General features: G+C 70.4%; 14 protein-coding genes and 1 pseudogene. 7 read left to right on the forward strand and 8 right to left on the reverse strand.

Annotation, left to right across the window (positions count from 1 at the left end; translation table 11 throughout):
• The first annotated feature begins 327 nt into the window (after positions 1 to 327).
• The 3 genes from L3078_RS25100 (at position 328) to L3078_RS25110 (ending at position 3,106) form a co-directional block, all read left to right on the forward strand.
• The gene (locus L3078_RS25100) at positions 328 to 813 is read left to right on the forward strand and encodes a cation:proton antiporter regulatory subunit (protein WP_239756206.1); all 486 of its coding nucleotides are present in this window, start codon (positions 328 to 330) and stop codon (positions 811 to 813) included.
• A gap of 6 nt (positions 814 to 819) precedes the next feature.
• A complete protein-coding gene (locus L3078_RS25105) occupies positions 820 to 2,073 on the forward strand; it encodes a cation:proton antiporter (protein ID WP_239756207.1) in 1,254 nt (417 codons plus the stop codon).
• A 151-nt stretch (positions 2,074 to 2,224) separates the two neighbouring features.
• On the forward strand, positions 2,225 to 3,106 hold the full coding sequence (locus tag L3078_RS25110) for an alpha/beta fold hydrolase (RefSeq protein ID WP_239756208.1): 882 nt from the start codon (positions 2,225 to 2,227) through the stop codon (positions 3,104 to 3,106).
• A 1,486-nt stretch (positions 3,107 to 4,592) separates the two neighbouring features.
• Here L3078_RS25110 and nhaA read toward each other — a convergent pair.
• Together nhaA and L3078_RS25125 are read right to left on the reverse strand one after the other, a co-directional pair.
• Positions 4,593 to 5,909: a Na+/H+ antiporter NhaA gene (gene nhaA / locus L3078_RS25120; RefSeq protein ID WP_239756209.1), complete on the reverse strand. Its 1,317-nt coding sequence runs from the start codon at positions 5,907 to 5,909 to the stop codon at positions 4,593 to 4,595.
• A gap of 227 nt (positions 5,910 to 6,136) precedes the next feature.
• On the reverse strand, positions 6,137 to 7,219 hold the full coding sequence (locus L3078_RS25125; protein ID WP_239756210.1) for a PucR family transcriptional regulator: 1,083 nt from the start codon (positions 7,217 to 7,219) through the stop codon (positions 6,137 to 6,139).
• 282 nt (positions 7,220 to 7,501) lie between these two features.
• Between L3078_RS25125 and L3078_RS25130 the strand changes: the two genes are divergently transcribed.
• From L3078_RS25130 to L3078_RS25145, 4 genes are all read left to right on the forward strand, one after another.
• Positions 7,502 to 7,840 (forward strand): STAS domain-containing protein, encoded by a 339-nt coding sequence (locus tag L3078_RS25130; protein ID WP_239756211.1) that lies wholly within the window; start codon positions 7,502 to 7,504, stop codon positions 7,838 to 7,840.
• A 173-nt stretch (positions 7,841 to 8,013) separates the two neighbouring features.
• Positions 8,014 to 9,255 carry a cation:proton antiporter gene (locus L3078_RS25135; RefSeq protein WP_239756212.1) on the forward strand — a complete coding sequence of 414 codons (1,242 nt, stop codon included), beginning with the start codon at positions 8,014 to 8,016 and terminating at the stop codon, positions 9,253 to 9,255.
• A gap of 150 nt (positions 9,256 to 9,405) precedes the next feature.
• The gene (locus tag L3078_RS25140; RefSeq protein WP_239756213.1) at positions 9,406 to 9,819 is read left to right on the forward strand and encodes a GNAT family N-acetyltransferase; all 414 of its coding nucleotides are present in this window, start codon (positions 9,406 to 9,408) and stop codon (positions 9,817 to 9,819) included.
• Positions 9,820 to 10,054: 235 nt separating this feature from the next.
• Positions 10,055 to 10,636, forward strand: coding sequence for an Rv1733c family protein (locus L3078_RS25145; protein ID WP_239756214.1), 582 nt, complete (start codon positions 10,055 to 10,057; stop codon positions 10,634 to 10,636).
• A gap of 65 nt (positions 10,637 to 10,701) precedes the next feature.
• On the opposite strand, the gene L3078_RS25150 is transcribed toward L3078_RS25145, so the two are convergent.
• From L3078_RS25150 to L3078_RS25175, 6 genes and pseudogenes are all read right to left on the reverse strand, one after another.
• Entirely contained in the window at positions 10,702 to 11,058 is a 357-nt protein-coding gene (locus L3078_RS25150) for a hypothetical protein (protein WP_239756215.1), read from the reverse strand.
• Between the two features lie 75 nt (positions 11,059 to 11,133).
• Positions 11,134 to 12,567: a flotillin family protein gene (locus L3078_RS25155; protein WP_152170476.1), complete on the reverse strand. Its 1,434-nt coding sequence runs from the start codon at positions 12,565 to 12,567 to the stop codon at positions 11,134 to 11,136.
• Between the two features lie 109 nt (positions 12,568 to 12,676).
• Complete coding sequence (locus tag L3078_RS25160) at positions 12,677 to 13,192, reverse strand: hypothetical protein (protein WP_239756216.1); 516 nt, start codon at positions 13,190 to 13,192, stop codon at positions 12,677 to 12,679.
• A 265-nt stretch (positions 13,193 to 13,457) separates the two neighbouring features.
• Positions 13,458 to 15,399: pseudogene (locus L3078_RS25165) on the reverse strand (potassium channel family protein).
• Between the two features lie 266 nt (positions 15,400 to 15,665).
• Positions 15,666 to 16,013: an STAS domain-containing protein gene (locus tag L3078_RS25170; RefSeq protein ID WP_239756217.1), complete on the reverse strand. Its 348-nt coding sequence runs from the start codon at positions 16,011 to 16,013 to the stop codon at positions 15,666 to 15,668.
• Between the two features lie 499 nt (positions 16,014 to 16,512).
• A complete protein-coding gene (locus L3078_RS25175) occupies positions 16,513 to 21,438 on the reverse strand; it encodes a DNA repair ATPase (RefSeq protein ID WP_239756218.1) in 4,926 nt (1,641 codons plus the stop codon).
• Positions 21,439 to 21,471: the final 33 nt, after the last annotated feature.

Raw genomic sequence — 21,471 nt, forward strand, 5'->3', positions numbered from 1 at the left:
GTTCGGCGGACCGTCGGCCCACCAGGAGACCGGTGCCCAAACCCGTGGCTGAGGACCGGGCAGCCGGGCCGCCACCGGATCCCGCCACGTTCAGCGCGCGGTCTCGCTGAGCGTGAGAACACACGGAACGGCAAAGGAGCCAGGTCCGCTGCGGCCATCGTTGATGGCTCAGCAGCTCCGGCAGCTCCAGCCGCTCCGGGGCGCCGTCCGCCTGCGGATCATAAGATGAGCCTCACAATCCGGATCTGATCTGGGCGCTCGTCCGGGCGGCCCCCGCACGCGAGCCACAGAGACCAACGCTCACGCCGACAGAGGAGGGGGACAGCCATGGGCGCGCCACGCCTGAGCAGCACACCGTTGCCGGGAATCGGTGTCCGCTACGACCTGACAACACGGGAGCACCGCCGTCTCTCCGTGGTCGCCCATCGGGACGGGCCGCGCACGATCAGCGCGTACCGGGAAGACGACCCCGACGCGTGTGCCCTGTCCGTACGGCTGACCGCCGAGGAGGCGGCCACCCTCATCGACGCGCTGATGCCCGCCCACCACAACCCCAACCTGCTGTCCACCACCGGCCTGGGGCTTGTGGCCGAGCGCATCGAACTGACCGCCACATCGCGCTGGAACGGGCGCCTGCTGGGCGAGACCCGGATGCGCACGGAGACCGGCGCCTCGATCGTGGCCGTGCTGCGCCGGGCCGAGGCCATTCCCTCCCCCACCCCCGACTTCCGGCTCGCCGGCGGTGACACCCTCATCGTCATCGGTACCCGCGAAGGCGTGGAGATCGCCGCCGCGGTACTCGGGCGGGAGTAACCCGTCATGCACTCCTCCGCTGTCTTCCTGATCGAGTTCGGCTGCATCATCCTGGTTCTCGGACTGCTCGGCCGGTTCGCCGGGCGTTTCCGGTTCTCCCCGATTCCGCTGTACCTGCTGGCCGGACTCGCCTTCGGCAACGGTGGGCTGCTGCCGCTGGGTTCCAGCGAGGAGTTCGTGGCCATCGGCGCCGAGATCGGCGTCATCCTGCTGCTGCTCATGCTGGGCCTGGAGTACACGGCCAGCGACCTGGTCACCAACCTCAAGACCCACTACCCCGCCGGTCTCGTCGACGCCCTCCTCAACGCCCTGCCCGGCGCGGCACTCGCGCTCCTGCTGGGCTGGGGACCGGTCGCCGCCGTCGTCCTGGCCGGCGTCACCTGGGTCTCCTCCTCCGGCGTCATCGCCAAGGTCCTCGGCGACCTGGGCCGCCTGGGCAACCGCGAAACCCCGACCGTCCTGAGCATCCTCGTCCTCGAAGACCTCTCCATGGCGGTCTACCTGCCGATCCTCACGGCCCTGCTGGCCGGGACCGGCCTGGCGTCAGGCAGCGTCACCCTCGCCATCGCCCTCGGCGCAGCCGCCCTCGTTCTGGTCCTCGCGGTCCGCTACGGCCGCCACATCTCCCGCTTCGTCTCCAGCGACGACCCCGAGAAGCTACTCCTCGTGGTCCTGGGCCTGACCCTGCTGATCGCCGGGCTCGCCCAGCAGCTGAATGTGTCCGCCGCCGTGGGTGCCTTCCTCGTCGGCATCGCGCTGTCCGGCGAGGTCGCCGACGGCGCGCACAGTCTTCTTGCCCCGCTGCGGGACCTGTTCGCCGCCGTGTTCTTCGTCTTCTTCGGCCTGAACACCGACCCCGCCAGCATCCCGCCCGTCCTCCTGCCCGCCCTCGCCCTGGCCGCCGTCACCGCCTGCACGAAGATCGCCACCGGCTACTGGGCCGCCAAGCGGGCCGGCATCGCCACCAAGGGCCGCTGGCGAGCCGGCGGCGCCCTCGTCGCGCGCGGCGAGTTCTCCATCGTGATCGCCGGACTCGCCGTCGCCGCCGGCGTCGAACCCTCCCTCGGCCCGCTGGCCACCGCCTACGTCCTGATCCTCGTCCTCCTCGGACCCCTCACCGCCCGCTACACCGAGCCCCTGGCCACCCGCCTGCTCAGGCATCACCGCCCGCAACCCGCCCCGAAGCCCAACGACACCACACCGCCGCCGGCGGACGCATACGAGACCATCAGCGATCAGGACGCCGTCGGCCACGCATAACTGATCGCGCGGGACCTGGACCCAGGGCCAGGAGCGAATGGTCCTCGACTCGTGAGGAGCTCGTAGACCGGATAAGCGGCGTCGCGAATGTTGAGGCGAGGAAAAATCCGCCACCCCGACCCGTACCGCTCAGCGGGGCTACCCTGCCGACGTGCCCTCCGTCTATCGCAACGCCAAGAGTCGCCAGCGGGTGCGGGATTGGTGTCTCGAACGGCTCGGTGAGTGGGGTGTGCCGCACCAGCGCCATGAGATCCCCACGACCGCCGGGGTCACCAGCGTCATCACCATGGGCCCTGCGCCTGCGCCCGCCGCGCCGACCGTGGTGCTGGTTCCCGGCACGAACACCAACGGTGCCCTCTACCGGCACGTCTCCGAGGCGCTGGCGGCATGCTGGTCCACCGTGGTTCTCGACGTGCCAGGGCAGCCGGGTCTGAGCGCCGATGTGCGTCCGCGGCGCGGTCGGTCCGCCTGGTACGGGCAGTGGCTCACCGAGGCGCTGGAACAAGTGGTGCCGGGACCGGCCGTCGTCGTCGGGCACTCGCTGGGCGGTGCCATCGTGCTCGCCTCCGACTCTCCGCACATCACCGGGCGGGTGCTGCTGTCCAGCGCCGGACTGGTGCGGCTGCTGGTCCCTCCGACCGTGGTGGCGGCCACCGTGCCGTGGCTGGCTCGGCCGACAACACCGCGGGCGGCCCGGGTACTGCGCCGGATGGTGGCGCCCGGCGGACGGGTGCCGGACGACCTCGCGGAGTGGATGACCGTGGTCGCCCGTTGCTGCCATAGTAGTCTCGCCCCGGCCCCGCTCCCCCCACGGCTGCTGGCCGAGCGCAGGTCGGTGCCGTGCGTAGTGGCCACCGGCCGGCATGACGTCTTCCTGCCGCCGCAACGCGTGGCATCGGCCGCGCAGCGGCACCTGGGCGCCAGACTGCACGTCCTTGAGCGCTCGGGGCACCTGTTGCTGGACGAGTCGCGTGAGGAGATCATCACGCTGGTGGCCCAAGCCCTGGGCACGACACCGCGGGACACCGCATAGGTGGTGTAGCCAGCCGTATACGCACGTACCCCGTAGATGGAGTACGAGTGTGAGCGTAGTGTCGCCGTCGGCGATGGAATCCGCTGGTAGGGCGCGTGCGCCAGCTCTCACTCGGGCTGCGAGAACCAGAATTCCTGTGCCGTCCAGGCTGCAGCGCTCGCGGACTGCGACGTCGCGCGTTCGGCGGATGGGCAGGAGTCGACGCAGGCCCGGCGCTGCCGGGAGCGTGAGGGCCATGATGAAGTCGCCGCCAGGGTGCCCTCGGCGTTCAGTACCTGCTTTGCAGTCTGGTGGCTTGATCGCGCCGGATCGGGGCAGGCGGGCTCTGTGTCATCTGCGCCGTCCGACCTGCTCGTGCGGGTTCGGCATGCCTTGATCCAAGCAGGGTTTTATCTGGTAGGGGAGGGTGCGGATGGCGGGAGGCCGGGGCTTGTGGTGACGGAGGTGCCGGCCGGGGTGCTGGTGAGGTGGACGGCCTCGGACGGATTCGCTTCGCTGGCGAAGGACCAGCGCGGAGCATCTGGCGACAGCATGCAGTCGGTCGTGCAGGCTGCGGTTTCTGGCCTGCTCGTTCAGCTGGGACACACCGTCACGGAACCGTCAGGCGGCGGTGACCTGCTGGTTTTGGCCACCGCCGAGTGATGAAACCACTGACAGCTTGTGCGGGACGGTGGCAGAGTGGTGCCCACCGCGACGGTGGGTCCGGGACCGAGGTGGTGACCCTCCCCTTGAGAATGATCAGTCCCGGTCGCTTCGTGGGATGCCGCTTGGCCGCTTTTGCGGGAACCTCTGCGGGTAATCCGCCTGGCCATCAGCGTGATCGCGGCCCAGGTGATCAGTGAATCCGAATGCTGGATCAGCCATTCGTAGTCCCCGCGCGTGCCAGCGGTCGTGCATGATCCAGGCCAGGGAACGCTCGACCATCCAGCGCTGGGGCAGGATGACGAATCCAGGGGATGTTCTTCGGTCGGCTGACCGTTTTCGACGTCAGCCCGAGGCGCTTCCTTGCCAGGCGATTCCGGGATGAAACATCTGGCGAAACAACCTCCCAGGGGCCGCCCGTGGCCTCGGTGAAGCCGCGGGGGGCGACGGCAAGACGCATCTGACGGGCCGGACACCTGCTCGTTTCGGAGAGAAGACGTGCGACGGCTTTTGCCCGTGGCCGACTGGCCCCGCGATCGGAGCGTCACGACGAGTCGGCAAGGGATACTCACGGCCTGGTCTGGGGACTGTCCCGGCGGATCCGATACAGGCGATGCAGGCTGAGTGCGACCAGCGCGCCCGCGATCATCGACCACGTAGGCGAAGCGCCATGTCTCGTTAGCGCTATTACCTTCACCAGCAAAGACGTCGAAGCCAGTACACCGAGCCATCCCATCGCGATGTCGACCGCACCGCCTCGACTGAACAGATTCTGCATCCTTGGCCCCCTTTTTCCTGCAACTCATGTCATCAAAAGCGTCGGCGAGTGCGAGAGGTAGGCAGTTCAGCTCGTGCCCTCGGCACCATCGCGGCCGGAGGCGGTGCGCTGGTAGATGTCGGGGATACCGTCGGCGTCCTCGTCCCGGGTTTCGGCCTCCCACAGGCGGCGGTAGATCCCGTTGCGGCGTTTGATCAGCAGTGCCGCGACGGCCGCGGCGAGCAGCGAGCCGAGCAGGACGGCGGCCTTGATGTGCTCGACGTCGGCCGGTTCGGTGAAGGCGAGTTCACCGATCAGTAGGGCGACGGTGAAGCCGATCCCGGCCAGGACCGCCAGGGCGAACACATCCGCCCACGCCAGGTCCGGGTTGAGGCGGGCCCGGGTGAAGCGGGCCGCCAGATAGGTGCCCGCGAAGATTCCCACCGTCTTGCCCACGACCAGGCCCAGAACCACTCCCAGTGGCTCCGGGCGCGTGAATACCTCTCCCAGCCCTCCGACCGACACGCTCACCCCGGCGGCGAAGAGCGCGAACAGCGGTACCGCCCCACCGGCCGACACCGGTCGCAGCAGATGCTCGGTCCGTTCCCCGGGGGAGGCGTCCTCGTCGTCGTCGCGGACGGTCCGCAGGATCAGGCCCATCGCCACACCGGCGACCGTGGCGTGCACTCCGCCGTTGTACATCAGCGCCCAGATCACCACTCCCAGCGGCACGTACCACCACCAGCCGCGCACCCGGAACCGCTGCAGCAGGTAGAACACGACCAGTCCGGCCACGGCGCCGGCGAGGGCGGCGGGGTTCAGGTCGCTGGTGAAGAAGACGGCGATCACCAGGATCGCGCCGAGATCGTCGACCACCGCCAGGGTTAGCAGGAAGGCCCGCAGGGCGGAGGGCAGATGGGTGGAGAGAACCGCGAGGACGGCGAGCGCGAAGGCGATGTCGGTGGCCATGGGCACCGCCCACCCCTGTGCGCTGCCCCCGCCGAGTCCGACGGTGGCCAGGTAGACGCCGGCGGGGACCACCATGCCGCACACAGCGGCGACCACGGGCAGGGCCGCCGTGGCAGGGGTCCGCAGCTCGCCGACGACCAGTTCGCGTTTCAGCTCGATTCCGGCGACCAGGAAGAAGATGGTCAGCAGCCCGTCCGCGGTCCAGTGCCCCACCGACAGGTCCAGGCCGAGCGCGGGTATCCCGAAATGGAAATCGCGTACGTGCTCATACGCGCCGCTCCACGGGGTGTTCGCCCACACCAGCGCCACCACGGCCGCCGCCAGCAGCACCAGCCCGCCGACCGTCTCCGTGCGAAGGGCCCGGGCCACCCGCACCCGCTCCGGCCAGGGCAGCAGGCCGAGAAACACAGAACGCTCACGCTGGCCGTCACGCATCCGGGAGAACCTCCACAGCATCGGATTGTGGGCACACGTGCCCGTTCGACGCCGACCAGACTTCCCGGCACACCGCGCGTCGATTGACGCGTTCTTTACACAGTATCCGGGGCTGCCGCGTGTATGCGCCTTGAGCACTGCGGCCCACGGAGACCTGCTGTGATGGTCGTCACGGCCAGCGGGCGGAGATCGCTGCCCTACACCTTGCGGCGAGCAGAGCCGGGAGCCTATTTGCGAACCTGCGATGGCTTCGACGGCCAGTCCAACAATCGGGCGCCGATCACGGCGGTCTGGAGGGTGTAGCGGTGCACCGGTTCGGACGGGTCCGCGCCGGTGAGCTTGTGGATGCGTTCCAGGCGGTAGGTGAAGGCGCGCACGCTCAGTGACAGCCGCCGCGCCGCCTCCGCGGACACGCAGCCGGAGTCGAAATAGGCGGTGAGGGTGTCGAGGAGCGGCTGGGGGCCACCGCGGGCTCCGCGCAGCGGGCCGAGCGCGCTTTCGACCAGGTCGGCCATGGCCTGCCGGTCGCGGGTGAGGACGGGGTAGACAAGCAGGTCGGCGGCGTGCAGCACGGGTTCGTCGAGTTCGAGGCGCTCGCCCAGGTCGAGGGCGTTGAGGGCCTCCTCGTAGGACTGGACGACGCCGGCCGCGCCCGGCTGCGGGCGGCCGATTCCCACCTGGCCGCCGCCGGTGGCGGCGAACGCCTGCTTGGCGAAGTGGGCGAGCACCTCGCTCTGGTCACCCGGGGCGATGCACACCAGTCGGCCGTCCTTGGTGGTGAGCAGGATGCTGCGGTCGCCGAACCGGCCAATCAGCGCGTGCTCCACCTCCCGGAGCACGGTGTCTCCCTCTTCGTACGCGACCGTGCCACGTGCCACGGCGACCGCGTGCTCGTACGACAGCCGCAGCCCGTAGCGTTCGGCGCGCTGGGCCAGTCGGCCCAGGTCGCTGCGGCCGTACAGCAGGTCGTCGATGAACTCGCGGCGAGCGGCTTCCTCCTGGCGTACGGCGAGCCGCTGCGCCCTCTCATAGCCTTCGGCGAACGCGTCCACGGCCTGCGCCGCGGCCCCCAGCGCGTCGTCCACGGAAACACTGTCCCCGGTCGGCCAGTGCGCCCGGGTGGCTGCCATGTGGGCGCCGACCAGGGCGCGCAGTCCGAGGCCGGCCTCCGCGGCCTGCTCGCCCAGCGCACGGCGGGAGTCGAGTTCGTCCCGGGTCAGTCGGCGACCGGTCGCCGAGGCGTCCGCGAGGATGCGGGCGTACCCCTCCAGGTACTCCTCGTAGCCCTCGGACACGTCCCGCCCCGCCATGTGGGTCCCCCCGACGTTGATGCGTTGTTGACGTCTTTCTAGCGCATGGCCGCGAGCATGGCCCGGTGCGAGCCGGGTTGTTGCCTTTCTCCGGCAATTTTCAAAGGTGGGGCCGTGCCGACTACGGGCAAGGTGCCTCCGCCGCACCGAGGCACAGGGGCGCCAGCCTGGTCAGCACACGGACGCGCGCGACGGGCGGGCGATGGTCATCACCCGTACGCTGCCCCTAGGTGTGCCGGGAAGTCTGGTCGGCGGACATATCCGCCTGCCCTGGAGGCTTCGATGCCCCTCTTCCGCCACCGCCGCCGCTCCGGTCCAGTCCCACCATCGGGCCGTGAGGTGGTCCGGCTGCGGGGCGATCTCGACGCCCGCAGTGCCGAACGGACGGGCCGGCACCTTCTGCGGGTGATCGAAGCAGGACCGGATGTCCTGGAGGTGGACCTCACCGAGTTGCGGCACCTCAGCCCGGCCGGCTGCGCGGCGTTCTTCGCCGCCGTCCGAGCCGCGCGGGCACGTGGCACACGGCTGATCATCACCCACCCCAGCGACCAGGCGCGGGCAGCCATGCGGCAGATCGGCCTGACCTACGCTCTGACGCACTGGGACACGGGAACCCGCTGAAGCGTGTCCCGCGCAGCGCACCATGCCGGATCGCGGCAATGTCGGACGGCCGTCAGTGCGCGGAAAGAGCCTGTCAGCTCGGCGTAAAGAGCGTGTAGGGTTCCCCGCAGTGTGCCGGGAAGTCTGGTCGGCGGTTGTGGGAGAACTCTCTTCGCCGATCGGGGGTCGTGGTCATGCTGCTCGTCGTGGTCTTCGGGGTGGCGCTGCTCATCGCGGTGTTGCTGTCGGGTCTTGCGGCCCGGACCGTGCTGTCGACCTCGCTTCTCTTCCTGGTCGGCGGCGCGCTCGTCAGCAACGGTTTCCTGGGCTGGATCCACATCACTCCGGACAGCGAGATCGTGTCCGTGACGGCCGATCTGGCTTTGTTCGCGGTGCTGTTCACCGACGGCATGCACGTCTCCTTCCCCAAGCTGCGGGAGAACTGGCGCAACCCGGCCCGCGCTCTCGGCCTCGGCATGCCCCTGGCGTTCGTCGGCATGGCGCTGATCACGCACTACCTGGTGGGCCTGGACTGGACGACCTCCTTCCTCGTCGGTGCCGTGCTGGCGCCCACCGACCCGGTGTTCGCCTCCGCGATCGTCGGCCGCAAGGAAGTCCCCTCCAAGCTGCGGCAGTTGCTGAACGTGGAGAGCGGCATCAACGACGGGCTCGCGCTGCCCGTCGTGCTCATCCTGATCGCCGCTGCCGGGCCGACCTCCGGGCAGGCTGAAGCGTCCTTGGGGACGATCGCGCTGGAGCTGGTCCTGGGACTGGTCTTCGGTGTCGTCCTGCCGTTCGTGGTGATCGAGCTCGTACGCTTCCGGCTGCTGGGCGCCGAGCCGAAGCTGCAGCCACTGCTGCCACTGGCGATCGGCGTGATCCTGTACGCGCTCTGCCACCTCACGCACGCCAACCCCTACCTCGCCGCGTTCGCCGCGGGGGCCGTGCTCACCGCCCGGTCGCTGGAGGCGAAGGAGGCGTTCGAGCCGCTCGGGGAGGCGCTGGCGGAGCTGGCCAAGTTCGCGGCCCTACTGGTGTTCGGCGCGCTGCTGACGCCCTCGCTCTTCGGTGACCTGTCCTTCGGCGGGTACGTCGCCGTGGTCCTCGCCATCGTGCTGATCCGGCCGGCCTCCCTGCTGCTCTCCTTGCTCGGCACGCGGTTCACCCGCCGGGAGAAGCTGGTCGCGGCGTGGTTCGGGCCGAAGGGCTTCGCATCGGTGGTGTACGGGCTGCTCGTGCTGCAGGCCGGTATCCCGCAGGGCGAGGAGGCGTTCACCCTCATCGCCGTGTGCATCGCCTTCTCGATCATCGCGCACAGCTCCACCGACGTGCCGATCGCCCGTCTCTTCCAGGTCGACGACCTTGCCGGAATCCCGGCCGGACGCAAGGACGCCGACACGCAGTCCAAGGAGACCACCGCAGATGCGCGCGCGTGAACGCGGTCGTGTCGGCCACTCGTGGAAACGCCGTACCGCGTGTTACGGCGTCGGAGGAGCCGGGAGACCGGCACGGAGGCGTCAGGAGGGTGACGCCGGAGCCTGACCAGACCTGCTCAGCCGACGGATACAGCAGGAGGTCCACTCTCGATGACCGGATTCTGGAACGTCGACGCCCCTGACGGTCAGCCGGTACGACTCTCCTTCGTCTCCACCGCTGCTCTGGGTGGTACGGCCGAGTTCATCGTGCATGGCCCGTGCGGCCGTGTTGTCGGCCGACTTCGTTTCCGTGCCTGCGGAGCGTGCCGTACGGGGCGCATCCTGGACCTCTGGATCTGCGATACGTGGCAGCGCCAGGGACTGGGGCGAGAACTGGTGTGTTCCCTGTTCGCCCACCGTCGCGGCTACCGGTGGAATACCACCCTGCAGAGCCGCCAGGGGCGGTCCTTCTTTGCGGCGATGACGCGGGAGACCGCACTGAGCCTGCCCCACGGCGGCCCGTTATGTCCCCATCTCATGGGATGGTTCCGGCGTATCTGGCGCCGCCTGCTGCACGCCTGCTGAAAGCGGGGTTCAGCGCGGCCGGGGGCACGTCATCACGTCTTCGTGGCCGGGATGTCGGCCAATTCCTGACAGCAACCGGCAGGCGGACCGTAGTGAACACTGCCGGAACCTGGCAGTGCGACCGCTATAGCTGTGCGCGCACCATGAAAGATGGGGAGCTGGTCTGGGCAGTGGGCCCATCTCTCCCCAGCAGGCTGGAAGCGAGTTGCCGGTGCTCACGAAGGGGTGTCGGCCGATGGCGACGGCGCGGTGTGCCAGGGTGCGGTGGTGGCGGTGGCGGCGTAATCCGCTGCTGCGGCGCAGCGACGTCATCGAAGCCTGGGTCATCCTCGCTGGATGGGTGCTGGCCCTGGTGGGCGGCCTGTTCGCGGGGCTGGCGGCGGCAGACGCGGTCGAGCGGTCCGCGGACCGGCAGCGGGCGGAGCGCCGCACGGTGTCGGCCGTACTCGTCGAGGACGCCGCGGGCAAGGTGCCCGCCAGGGCAGCGGGCGATCCGCGGGTGTGGGCGACGGTCCGCTGGACCGCGCCGGACGGTTCGACTCGCACCGGCGAGGCCAGGGTCTCGGCGACGAGTCCCGCCGGCAACCGGGTCGCGATATGGATCGACAAGGACGGTCACCTCACTGCCGAACCCCTGACCGACGAGCAGGCACGATCCCATGCGGCTGCCGCAGGATTGCTGGTCGCGGCAGGTGCGGGCGGCATCGCCCTGGCCGCTGTCTCCGTTATACGCATGTACCTGAGCCAGCGGCGTTTGGAGCAGTGGGCCGTGGAGTGGGAGCGGATCGACACGCGGTGGGGGAGAAAGGCCGGCTGACCCGACCAGTTGATCAGCGAGACCCAGGGGCGACGAAGTCCGACCCCCCGTCCGGCTGGCAAGGGTCATTGCCGACCGCTGATGCCCTGTGCCTGATCAACAGCCTGTGCTCGCATTGCCCGCCGGTAGAACCACTCGCCCAGCTGCGATCCGGCCACGAGCCCTCCCGCGAACATCAGCAGCCCACCCTGCACCACGGAAGCGAAAAAACTGGCGTCCTCGGTGGCGGCCAGGTCGCTCCACCGTAGAAGCGGGCCGGTCAGCCCGCCGAGCCAGATCACCAGCAGGGCGACGCCCCGGACGCGGATGGCCCATGGGGTCGTACGGCTGCGGATTCGTTTCGGTGCCCAGCCCCGCAGCGAGGCGATGGCCACGGGCAGCGCGAAGGCTGACCAGCCGACCAGCCAGAGCCACAGAAACACCCCTCGTACCTCCTCGCGTACGAGCCCGGGGGGTTCCAGGACCGCCCGGGCTCGCTTCTCCGGTCGATGCCGGCGTCAGCCGGTGATCTCGACCTTCCCGTTGGCCCCGGCGGGTGCCGTCGTCGCGGGCTGCGCGCCGCCGACCCGGCCGGTGATGCCCTTCAGCAGCTCGGCGAGGTCGACTCCGGTGGTGGAACCGAGCAGTTCGAGGCCCTGGGCGACGTTGTCGGCGACCGTGCGCGAGAGCTGACTGGCGCCGTCGGTGGAGATGACCGTCATCTTGTCGATCGCGCTGAGCGGCTCGGACGCCTTGGCGACGACCTGCGGCAGCACCTCCACCAGCATCTGCAGGACGGCGGCGTCGCCGTACTGGGCGAAGGCGTCGGCCTTCTTCTGCATGGCGTCGGCCTCGGCGGCACCCTTGGCGCCGATGGCGGCGGCCTCCGCCTCGCCCTCGAGGCGGACGGCGTCGGCGAGCGCGGCGCGCTGCGCCTTCTCGCCCTCACCGGTCAGCCTGGCCCGCTCGGCGGTTGCCTCGGCCTCCTTGACCAGCGCGATCCGGCGGGCCTCGGCTTCCTGCTCGGCCTGGTAGCGGGCGGCGTCGGCGGGCTTGCGGACCTTGGTGTCCAGCTCCCGGTCGGTCAGCGCGGCCTGGCGTTCGGCGACCTTCTCCTGCTCGCTGAGCACTTCCTGCTGCCGGGCTGCCTCGGCGAGTGGTCCGGCTGCGGCGGCGCGGGCGGCGGCCTCGTCGGTCTCGGCCTTGATCTCGGCCTGCTTCAGCGCGAAGGTCCGCTGGGCGATGGCTATTTCCTCCTCCGCCTTCAGCCGGGCCTGCTCGGCGGCGCGCCGCGCGACGGCCTCGGCGATGTCGGCCTCCTGCTTGGCTCGGGCGGCCTCCGGGCGGCCGAGGTCCTCCAGGTAGGAGCCCTCGGTGGTGATGTCCTGGATCTGGAAGGCGTCCAACACCAGGCCCTGCCCGGACAGGCTCGCCTCGGCCTCCTCGGCGACCTGACTGGCGAACGCGGCCCGGTCACGAATGATGTCCTCCACCGACATCCGACCGACGATGGCCCGCAGTGCGCCGGAGAGAACTTCCTGGGTGAAGCCGACGATGCCGTCCTGCTGCATCAGGAACCGCTGGGCCGCGGCGCGGATCGAGTCCTCGGTGCCGCCGACCTTGACGATGGCGACGCCTTCGAGGTTCGCCTTGACACCGCGCAAGGTGACCGCGCCGCGTACCGCGATCGGGATGTGCCGCGAGGACAGGTCGAGGGTGAACTTCTGCTGCACGAACGGCACGACGAACACTCCGCCGCCGACCACGACCTTCTGCCCGCTGTTGTCGGTGAACACCCGCCCGGTCTCCGGGTCGGTGGCCTGCTTGCCGCGCCGGCCGGTGACGATGAACGCCTCGCTCGGGCCCGCCACCTTGTAGCGGGTGACCACGACGAGGCCGAGCAGGACAAGGAGTACGACGACTCCTATCACGGCGAAGACGACTGGACTCATGATGTCTTTCCCCTCAGCCCTCCCAGGGGACGGCAGATCGATACGGCTCAAGTAGATGAAAGGGCGGCGCCGGTGCAACGGCGCCCGATGTGAAGAGCGGCGCCGCGGGTCAGCGTTCGACCGGGCGTACGGAGACCGCTGTCTGCGACAGCGCCTCCTCCACCCAGATCTCGGCGCCTCGCGGCACCGGGCTTGGGCTCTTCGCCGCGAGCTTCACCGGTTGCCCGGCCAGGTGGACCAGCACCTCGCCGTAGCCGCCGACCGGAATGGCCGTCACCACGGAACCCGCGGCGCCGATCAGGTCGTCGCCGCGCGGGGCAGCGCTTGACCGGTCGTTCAACAGGGCCCGGCTGAGGCGGTAGGCGAGCCAGCCCGTGGCAGCTCCGGCGGGCACGCCGACCGCGCTGGCGCCGACCGCGCCGAGCCCGGTGGTGCCCAAGACGATCGCGCCGGAGAAGCCGAGCATGGACACGAACCCGGCGATGACCGGAAGCGACAGCCAGCCGTCGAAAAGACCGTCGAGCGCGTCAACCCCGCCGAAGAGGCCCTCGAGAACACCGTCGAAGACGAGGGACAGAGCGAGGAGTACGACTCCTGCGATGCCGAGACCCAGAAACCAGGTCATCCGCGTTCACCGCCCCTCTCCCACAGTCCCCCCGCTGGTGACCGCCATACTCACACGTAGACCCCGCCGAAAACACTGCCTGGTTCCGGCAATCTCTACGCTCTCTTGATGTCGACCTCCCCGCAGCCTGGCCGGAGTGCGGTGGGGACCCGGCCGACGGCGGCCCCTGAGGACAGCCGTGTCCAGACCAGTTGCTCGCGTACCACCGCCCCTGTTCATCCGAGCAGCCGCACCGACCGAGTCGGGAAGCGCCACGGGGCCAGGTCTACGGCGTGGCGGGGTCGGCCGGCCTGGGATGGCGGCCGAGGAGTTCGGCGAGCCCTTGCCGGGTCGTCGCCAGCACGACCCGGTCCTCGGGCCGCAGGACGTATCCGGGGTGCAGTTCCCAGAGCAGCCCGGGAGGCCGGTCGTCGCCGTCGCCCGGATGAGCCGCGGCGAGGTCGGGGCGCCGGTCGGCGGGCGCGGCGGCATCCAGGGCCAGAACGCGCCAGGCCCCGGGGCGGAAGGCTTCGGCGACCGTGCGGCCTTCCAATTGCGGGTGGCCTGCGACGACGAGGGCCGCGACGAGGAGCACCTTGCGTTCGACGGGAATGGCGCCGAGGATCTGGCGGCCCATCATCGCGCCGGCGAACGCGGGGGCCGCGAGGCTGGAGACACTGCGGCTGCGGGTGAGGGCCTGCGGGTGGGCGGCGCGCAGGGTGCGGTAGACGGCGGTGGCGAAGCCGTCGTCGTACAGGCGCAGCGCGACACGCAGGTCGGGTTTGACGGAGCGTGCGTACAGGGCGGCTTCGAGGTTGGTGGTGTCGGAGCTGGTCAGGGCGAGGAGGGCGTGCGCGCGGTGGATCTTGGCGGACTCCAGGACGCCCTCCTCGACGACGTCCTCGATGACGGTGGGGATGCGCAGGCGGCGTGCCAGCGGGATGCTGCGTGCCTCGGGGTCGGACTCCACACAGACGACGGGGATGTCGAGTTCCTTCAGCCGGGCCAGTACGCGGTTCCGATCTTGCCGAGACCGAGGAGGACGACGTGCCCGGACAGGCCGCGTGGTGGGCGGCGCAGGGCGGTGGAGCTGCGGAATGCGCCCAGGCCCTCCAGTACGGCCGCGGTCATCACCGCCAGCAGCAGCAACCCGGCCAGCCCGGAGAGGAGTTGCATGATCTGACGGCTCAGCGGCTCGCCGAGCGCCGGGTCGTCGATGGCGAACAGGTCGAGCAGAGTGAGGTGCGTGGCGTGCAGCAGGCTGTCGTCGGTGGTCAGCCAGTAGGCGACGGCGAGGCCGAAGACGCAGGCGAGCAGGCCGAACAGCGAACCGCGCAGTCGACGCGAGAACAACTGTCCGAGCAGTGAGCCCCGGTTGGCCAGCCGCCCGCTGGGCAGGAGCGGCCCGCTGTACGAGACGGCCTCCAGTACAACCGTGCCGTGTCCGGTCGCCGCGGCAACCGCCTCCTCGCTGGGCAGAAGCTGGGGCGCCTCCGTCCCGCTGCGGTCCGAACCCTCAGCCCCCGCAGGATCGTTGGCCGTCGCCGAGAGCAGTGCCAGGGTGCACAGGCCAGGGTCGAAAGCCTCACCGCGACGCGTCGGAGTGCGTTCGACCGCTCGCAGCAGCAGCCCATCCGCCTGTACCACCTTGCTGGTGCCCGCGACGGCCGTGGCGGCCAGCGCCGGTGCGGCGGTGTCCGCGTCGGACAGGACGGTAGTGGAGGTGTCCAGAGCCACCGGGTCCAGCCCCGGTGAGGCGACAATGGCGGCCTGGTCCAGCAGCTCCTCCAACTGCTGGCCGAGCTTGCGGTTGTACAGCCGGATCACCAGCCGCACCTGTGGGTTGAGGCGCCGGGCGATCAATGCGGCGCGGATGTTCACCTCGTCGTCCTCATGCACCAGAGCGACCGCGGTGGCCCGAGCGACACCGGCTGCGGCTAATACCTCGTCGGTGAGCTCCGACGCTTCCAGCACATGCCCGTTGTCGGCGGCGTCCGGTGCGGTGCCCGTGGCCCGCGTCATCACCGAGGACACGCGTCCGAAGAGTGCCGTCGCCCGGCGCCGGGCGACGTGCCCGTCGCGACACCGCTCCGGGTGGGAGCGACGAGCGTGACCTGCTCGCGGTAGACGTCGCGCAGTTCGTCGGACAGCCGGTGGGCCAGCCCGTCATCACCGCAGACGATCATGTGCCCGCTGCGTGGCGGCAGCTGGCGTGGGAGGGACGACATGGAAGATCACTTTGCCGCAGTTCGACAGCTGCTTCCATGCCTACGCAACAGATGCCGCAGGTGGGGGCCGCGAGGCGGAGAGTGGATCGGCAGTTCCGCATGATGGCTCTGCCTCCGCGCAGCGGGTGGTGCGGCGGACCGTTGTTTCGACCCGGCCGGCTGCGCCGCTTCGCACGCCGACGCCTGCGGCGCATCAGCACGAGCCGCCGTTGAGCCCCGGTCATGGGCAACCCCGACCGCAAGGCCGACCGCAATGACGCCGCCGCTCAGACGCCGAAGCCGGCTTCCGCGTCGACGACGGTGTCATGTATCCGAAGGACTTGATCAGCCCCCGTCATCTGAAGGACCCGCTGGAGGGGACCGGGGACACTCGCCAGTACCAGCACGGCGCCGCTCGCCGCCGCCTGCCGCCACGCTCCGAGCAGCACGCTCAGTCCGGCCGAGTCGCAGAACGAGACGTCGGACAGGTCCAGGACGATGAAGCGATCGCCCCGCCCCAACAGCTCCCTGAACTGTGCGCGGAACGCCGAGTCGGTCACATAGTCCATGTCGCCGCTGACCCTCGCTACCAGGCAGCGACCCGAGGTGGTCATCTCGACCGAAGGGTCAGTCACAAGCGCTCTCCTAGCCGTTCTGGTAGGGAGAAGACGGCGGAATCGTGAGGGGAGCCCATGCTTCGCGGCTGAGGAGAACAGCGACTTCCGCGGGCATCGCCGAAGGATGTGTCACGGACCGCCTCGATTCCACCGGCCGGCCAGCAGTGCGATCCCAGCAGCCGCCAGGCTCAGGATGCCGAACAGCAGAACCGGAAGCCCGGGTCCCGGCAGCACCCACATCACCGCACCGCAGAGAGTGAGCAACGCGCCGATGACCGTGAGTACACCTACGAGGGGGCGTCCCGTGTGAGGTCTGGACATTTGGCGGCTCCAGGGAAGGGGGCAGTCAATGCCGACCAGGCTTCCCGGCTCACCTGTGGCGCATTGTAGTCACTTCAGATAGAAGCGCGGGGCCAGGGCCACGAGAAAGGGGCGGGTCCGACGCCGACAGCAGTGGGCAACTCGACGTAACTGCTCCCGCGCGCCGGCGCGGATCGACTGGACGGTACGCGTCACCTCACTCCTTCTCCGGCCCCGGGGCCGGGCGGGCCGAGTGGCGGGCAGTGGGGTTGGCGATGAGGTGGCGTGGGTCGGCGGCTCGGTTGATCGCCGACTCGACGGCGGCGATCCGGTCGGCGAGGAGGCCCAGGGCGGCGACCGCGCGGGTGAGCTGGTCGTCTTCAGAGCCGCCGAGCGCCTGCGCACGGACGTACGCGGTCTTCAACTCGGTCCAGCGGGCGGCCTGTTCGGGCGTGAGTGTGCCGCGCAGCTCAGCGAGTCGCAGCAGGTTGGCCTCGGCGCCGGTAGTGAGGGTCTGGGCCTCGGCGGTGTAGTGGTCGTCGATCAGCGCCGCCAACTCGGTGCCGTTCATGACGGGCTGGACGCGCTGGGCGATCTTGTTCATGTTGCGGTAGGAGCCCTGGAGCTGGAAGGGCGGCTCGACGCGGGTGGAGTCGGTCTGCGCGGCGGAGGCGATGTATGCGGCGTTCACCGCGAGGACGGTCGCGCGGGCCGTGAGCAGGTGGCGCAGGACGGCCAGGATGCGCGCCAGTTCGGCGGGCTCGTAGGTGTGGGTGAGCCGGTCGGCGTGGGCCGTTGCGTTGCCCTGGGCAAGGCGGATGAGCAGGTCGAGGTCGGCGCGGTCGCGTCCGGCGAGCGGGGCGAGGACCGGGTTGGCGGTGAGGGCGTTCTCGATGAAGCTGAGCGCGAAGGTGTCCTCCTTGCCGGTCAGGACGTCGCCGAGGTTCCAGACGTCGGCGCGGTTGGTGAGCATGTCGGGGATGCGGAAGCGGCTGCCGGACTCGGTGTAGGGGTTGCCTGCCATGCAGACCGCGAAGCGCTTGCCTCGCAGGTCGTAGGTGTGCGGTTCGCCGTCCTTTACGCCCTCGATGCGGCGGGTGGCGTCGCAGAGCGGGATGAACTTCTGCAGCAGTTCGGGCGAGGTGTGCTGGATGTCGTCCAGGTACAGGAGGGTGTTGTTGCCCGCCTGCAGCGCGAAGTTGATCTTCTCGACTTCCTGGCGGGCGGTGGCGTTCGGGGCTTCGGCCGGGTCGAGGGAGGTCACGGCGTTGCCGAGGGCGGGGCCGTTGACCTTGACGAGGATCATCCCGAGCCGGTCGGCGACGTACTCCATGAGGGTCGTCTTGCCGTAGCCGGGCGGGGAGATGAGCAGCAGCAGGCCGCCTGTGTCGGTGCGCTTGGACTCGCCGGTGGTGCCGAGTTGCTTGGCGAGGCTGTCCCCGATGAGCGGGAGGTAGACCTCGTCGATGAGCCGGTTGCGGACGAACGCGGACATGATCCGCGGGCGGTACTCGTCGAGGCGGAGGCGGGTGCGCTCGGCGGCCACCAGCGTCGTACGCAGGCGCTGGTACGCGCGGTGAGCGGGCACTTCGTGGGCGCGGAACTCCTTGGTGCGGGCCAGGAGTTCGTCGACGCGGATGGTGAGCGTGCGTCCGGTGATACGCGGGTGGGTGCCGAGCAGGCCCTCGACGGTCTTTGTCAGGGGTGCGTCTGACTCGTAGCGCGGCAGGTCCGGGCAGAGCTCCGCGGCCGCCGCCTCGGCCAGATCGCCGGGGGCGGTGTCCGTTCCGGTGGCGGTGGTGTATGACGTCAGCCATGCCTCGACGAGTTGCCGGCGGGCGGCCGGATCGGCGAGGGCGGCGAGGTCGTCGTCGTAGGCCGACGTGCCCACGGTGCGGCGGAACTTGTCGAGCAGGGTGCGGCTGCCGGTGCTGATGACGAAGCCGGCGGGGCCGGTCGTCAGCTCCTCGAAGAGGTAGGTGGCCGCCGCTGGTGTGCCGATCACCTGCGAGAGTTCGGCCACGAGGTCGTCGATGGCGGGCGCGAGACCGAAGGTGTCACGGGCGCGGGCCAGGGACACTGCGCGCCGGGTCCAGTTGTCGCGGTCCTCGGCCGTCGTGTCGTGCGCCCAGAAGAGGTGTGCGGCGGCGCGGGCGGCGGGCTCGTGACGCAGGAGCCCGGCGCTCTCGTGCAGGCGCAGGAGCGCGGTGAGGATCAGGGTCGCGTCGTGGTCGTGGACACCGCGTTCGTAGCCCTCGTCGTAGGCGTTCTGCGCCGCCTGCCGGACCAGTGCGGGCAGGTCGTCGGCCTCGGCGAGGGCGGCCGGGCCGTGTTCGTCAAGGAGGCGGGCGGCCAGGTGTTCGGCCCGGTAGACCTCGGGCGACTCCGAGGGCAGAGGGCGGTCCCAGAACGGACGGGTGGCCGCGAAGTCGGGGTCCGTGACCGGGGAGCGGTAGTCGGTGCCGGTCAGCGCGAAGGCCAGGCCCTCGCCGTGGGGGACGAGGGTGAGGTCGAGGGGCTGGGTGTTGACGGCGAAGCGGTGGGTGCCCAGGCGAAGGGTACGGCCGTCGTCGGCGTAGAGGTCGGTGCGGTCGCGCAGGGCCCGCAGGGCCTCCTGGCGGGCGGACTTCAGGCGGCCGTCCAGCTCCTCCGCCCTGACCTGGTCGCCGAGGTCGCGCAGTTCGGCGGCGACGCGGCGGACCTTGGCGGGCATGGGGTCGGAGGTGAAGTACGTGGCGACGGCGTCCGCGTCGGCGAGCGTGGCGGCGCGGCGGGTGATCGTCTTCAGGACGCGGTGCGCCGAGTCGGTGAGGCGTTTGGCGCGGCGGGCGCGGGTGTCGGCGAGGGTCTGCTTGCGCGCGGCGAACGTCTCGTGGATCTCGTCACTTCTGTCCGCCAGTTCGCCGAGGAAGTCGTCGAACTCGGCGAACCGGGACTCCAGGTTCTCCACCTGCACGAGCAGGCGGGCCAGCTGCTCGTCGCACGCCTCGGGGCTGTCGGCGGCCGCGAAGGCACCGTTGACCGCCTGCCCGAGCAACGCGGACTCGGCCGCGAACTCGGCCCGTCCCTCGTGCTCCTGGAGTTCGCGGCGGCGGCCGTCGAGGGTGGCGCGGGCGCGGTTGACGCCGCCCAGTACCTCGGCGATCCGCTCCAGGACGGACGTACGGACGGTGGCGTCGCCGATGTCGAGCCCGGTGACGACCTCGGTCACCGTGCGCAGTTGGCCGGTGAGGTCCTCGATGCGGGCGGCGAGGGGCGCGGCCGCGGCAACGGTGGCGATCGCCTCCGTATCGGTGGCGAGTCGCTCGATATCGGCCCGGTGCTCGGAGAAGGCGTCCTCGTGGGCGAGGTGGGCGACGGCCCGCTGCCCGAAGGCGACGAGGTCGGCCTGAGCGGCGGCGGCGAGTTCGTCGACGCGCACGGCATCGGCGTACCGCATGTCCTTGAGAGTGAGCAGGTGACCTTGCGCCTGCCGGAGTTCGGTCAGGCCCGCCACCCATGCGGCGGCTCCACGTGGGACCTCGCCCCGCAGACGGCGCACCACCGTGGCTATACGGGCCGCCGCCTCGTCGAGCGCGTCGGCAGCCTGTCGCGTGAGTGCCTGGACGGTCTCGAACTCGGCCAGTACCTGCTCGGCGGTGGCCCGCACCTGGGTGAGCGGCTCGTGCAGATCGCCGAGTTCGGGCTCGCGCAGCCAGTGGTAGGAGTCGGCGGCACGGACGCAGGCAGCGGCCAGGGACTCGTACACCGCACTCGTCGGAGTCGTCTCGGCGACGGCGCCCGCGATGGACAGGCAGTCGGAGATGCCGCGGACGAGATCGGCGTTGCCCACGCGGGCCAGCGGGCCGGTGCCGACGGGCCGGGCGGCGGCGTGGTCGTCGGAGACGTACGGGGAGTTCCAGAGCTGAAGCGGGTGAACGCGTTGCGGCTCGGCGTCGACTCCCGCGGGGTCCGCGCGCAGCACCATGAGCGTGCCGTCGTCGAACAGGGCCCAGCCGTGACAGGACAGCGGGGCCGCGACCTCCTTGCGGATCATGTTGTACGGCAGCAGCAGGCTGCGGCCCTCCGCGCGCGCGTGGAACGCGAAGAGGACGTCCTCGCCGTTGGGCGAGCGGACCGCCCGCTCGAATTCCAGCCCCCCGGTGTCGACGCCGTCGAACGTCTTGTACGCCCCCGTCGCCAGGCAGTACCCGCCGGGGAAGACGATCCCCTGGTCCTCGGGCAGACGGCGGCACGCCTGCCCGATGCCGTCGAGGCGGACGACGGTCCTGGTGAGCGTGTTGAAGACCAGGTAGCGGTGGACGTCCTCCTTGTAAGGGAGCACGTCCAGCAGGATGAGGGCGCCCACGCGCGCGTACGCGATGTCGGCGTCGGCGAGCGACTGCAGCGGCTCGGCGACGGGCTCGCTGTGAATGCCCTCGCCCGTCTCGGTGTCGTCCTCGACCTTGATCGTCAGCGTTCCGCCGACCGTCTCGACGAAGACCTCGCCCTCGATGGAGACGTGCGGGTGGCGGCCCAGGACGTGGTCCTCGCGGGTCGTTTCCGTCCACTCGAAGTCGTGGGAGGGCGGGAAGACGTGGTCGCGTTCGCCGCGTGCATCCAGGAAGGTCGCCCGGCCGTCGTCGGTCACCGCCCAGCGCAGGACGCGGATGTCGCCGGCCTTCTCACCGGTCTGGAAGACGGCGAGCACCTTGCCGTCGACGCGGCGGAGCTGGAGCAGGTGCGCCTGGCGGTAGTAGCGGTGGAGAGCCGCGAACTCCCGTGCGAAGGCAGGGTCGTCGAGCAGACCGGGCACGGCGTCGTCGGGCAGCCGGTTCAGGCCCCTGTCATACAGGGTGAAGACGTCGCCGACGGTCGTCTCCCGCTTCAGACCGAGGAAGACGTTGTGGCCGAACAGCAGCACGTCACCGACGGAGACGATGTCGCGAGGCACGCAGGTGTGCTCGGTGCGCAGCCGCTCGGTGCCGCTCAGCTCCAGCCGGGTGGAGCCGAACTCCTCGGTGCGGCGGACGTTGAGCGCCTCGGCGCGCCGGGCGAGTTCGGCGGCCTGCGCGGCCAGCCGGTCGCGCAGCACCTCGTACGTACCCGCGTCGAACGCGGTGGCCGGCGCGTCCTGCGTACCGGTGTCCGGGCCGGTGGTCATGGGATCCCTCTCAAGTCGGTGGAGCACGGTCCG

This window comes from Streptomyces deccanensis, assembly GCF_022385335.1.
Classification (GTDB): domain Bacteria; phylum Actinomycetota; class Actinomycetes; order Streptomycetales; family Streptomycetaceae; genus Streptomyces; species Streptomyces deccanensis.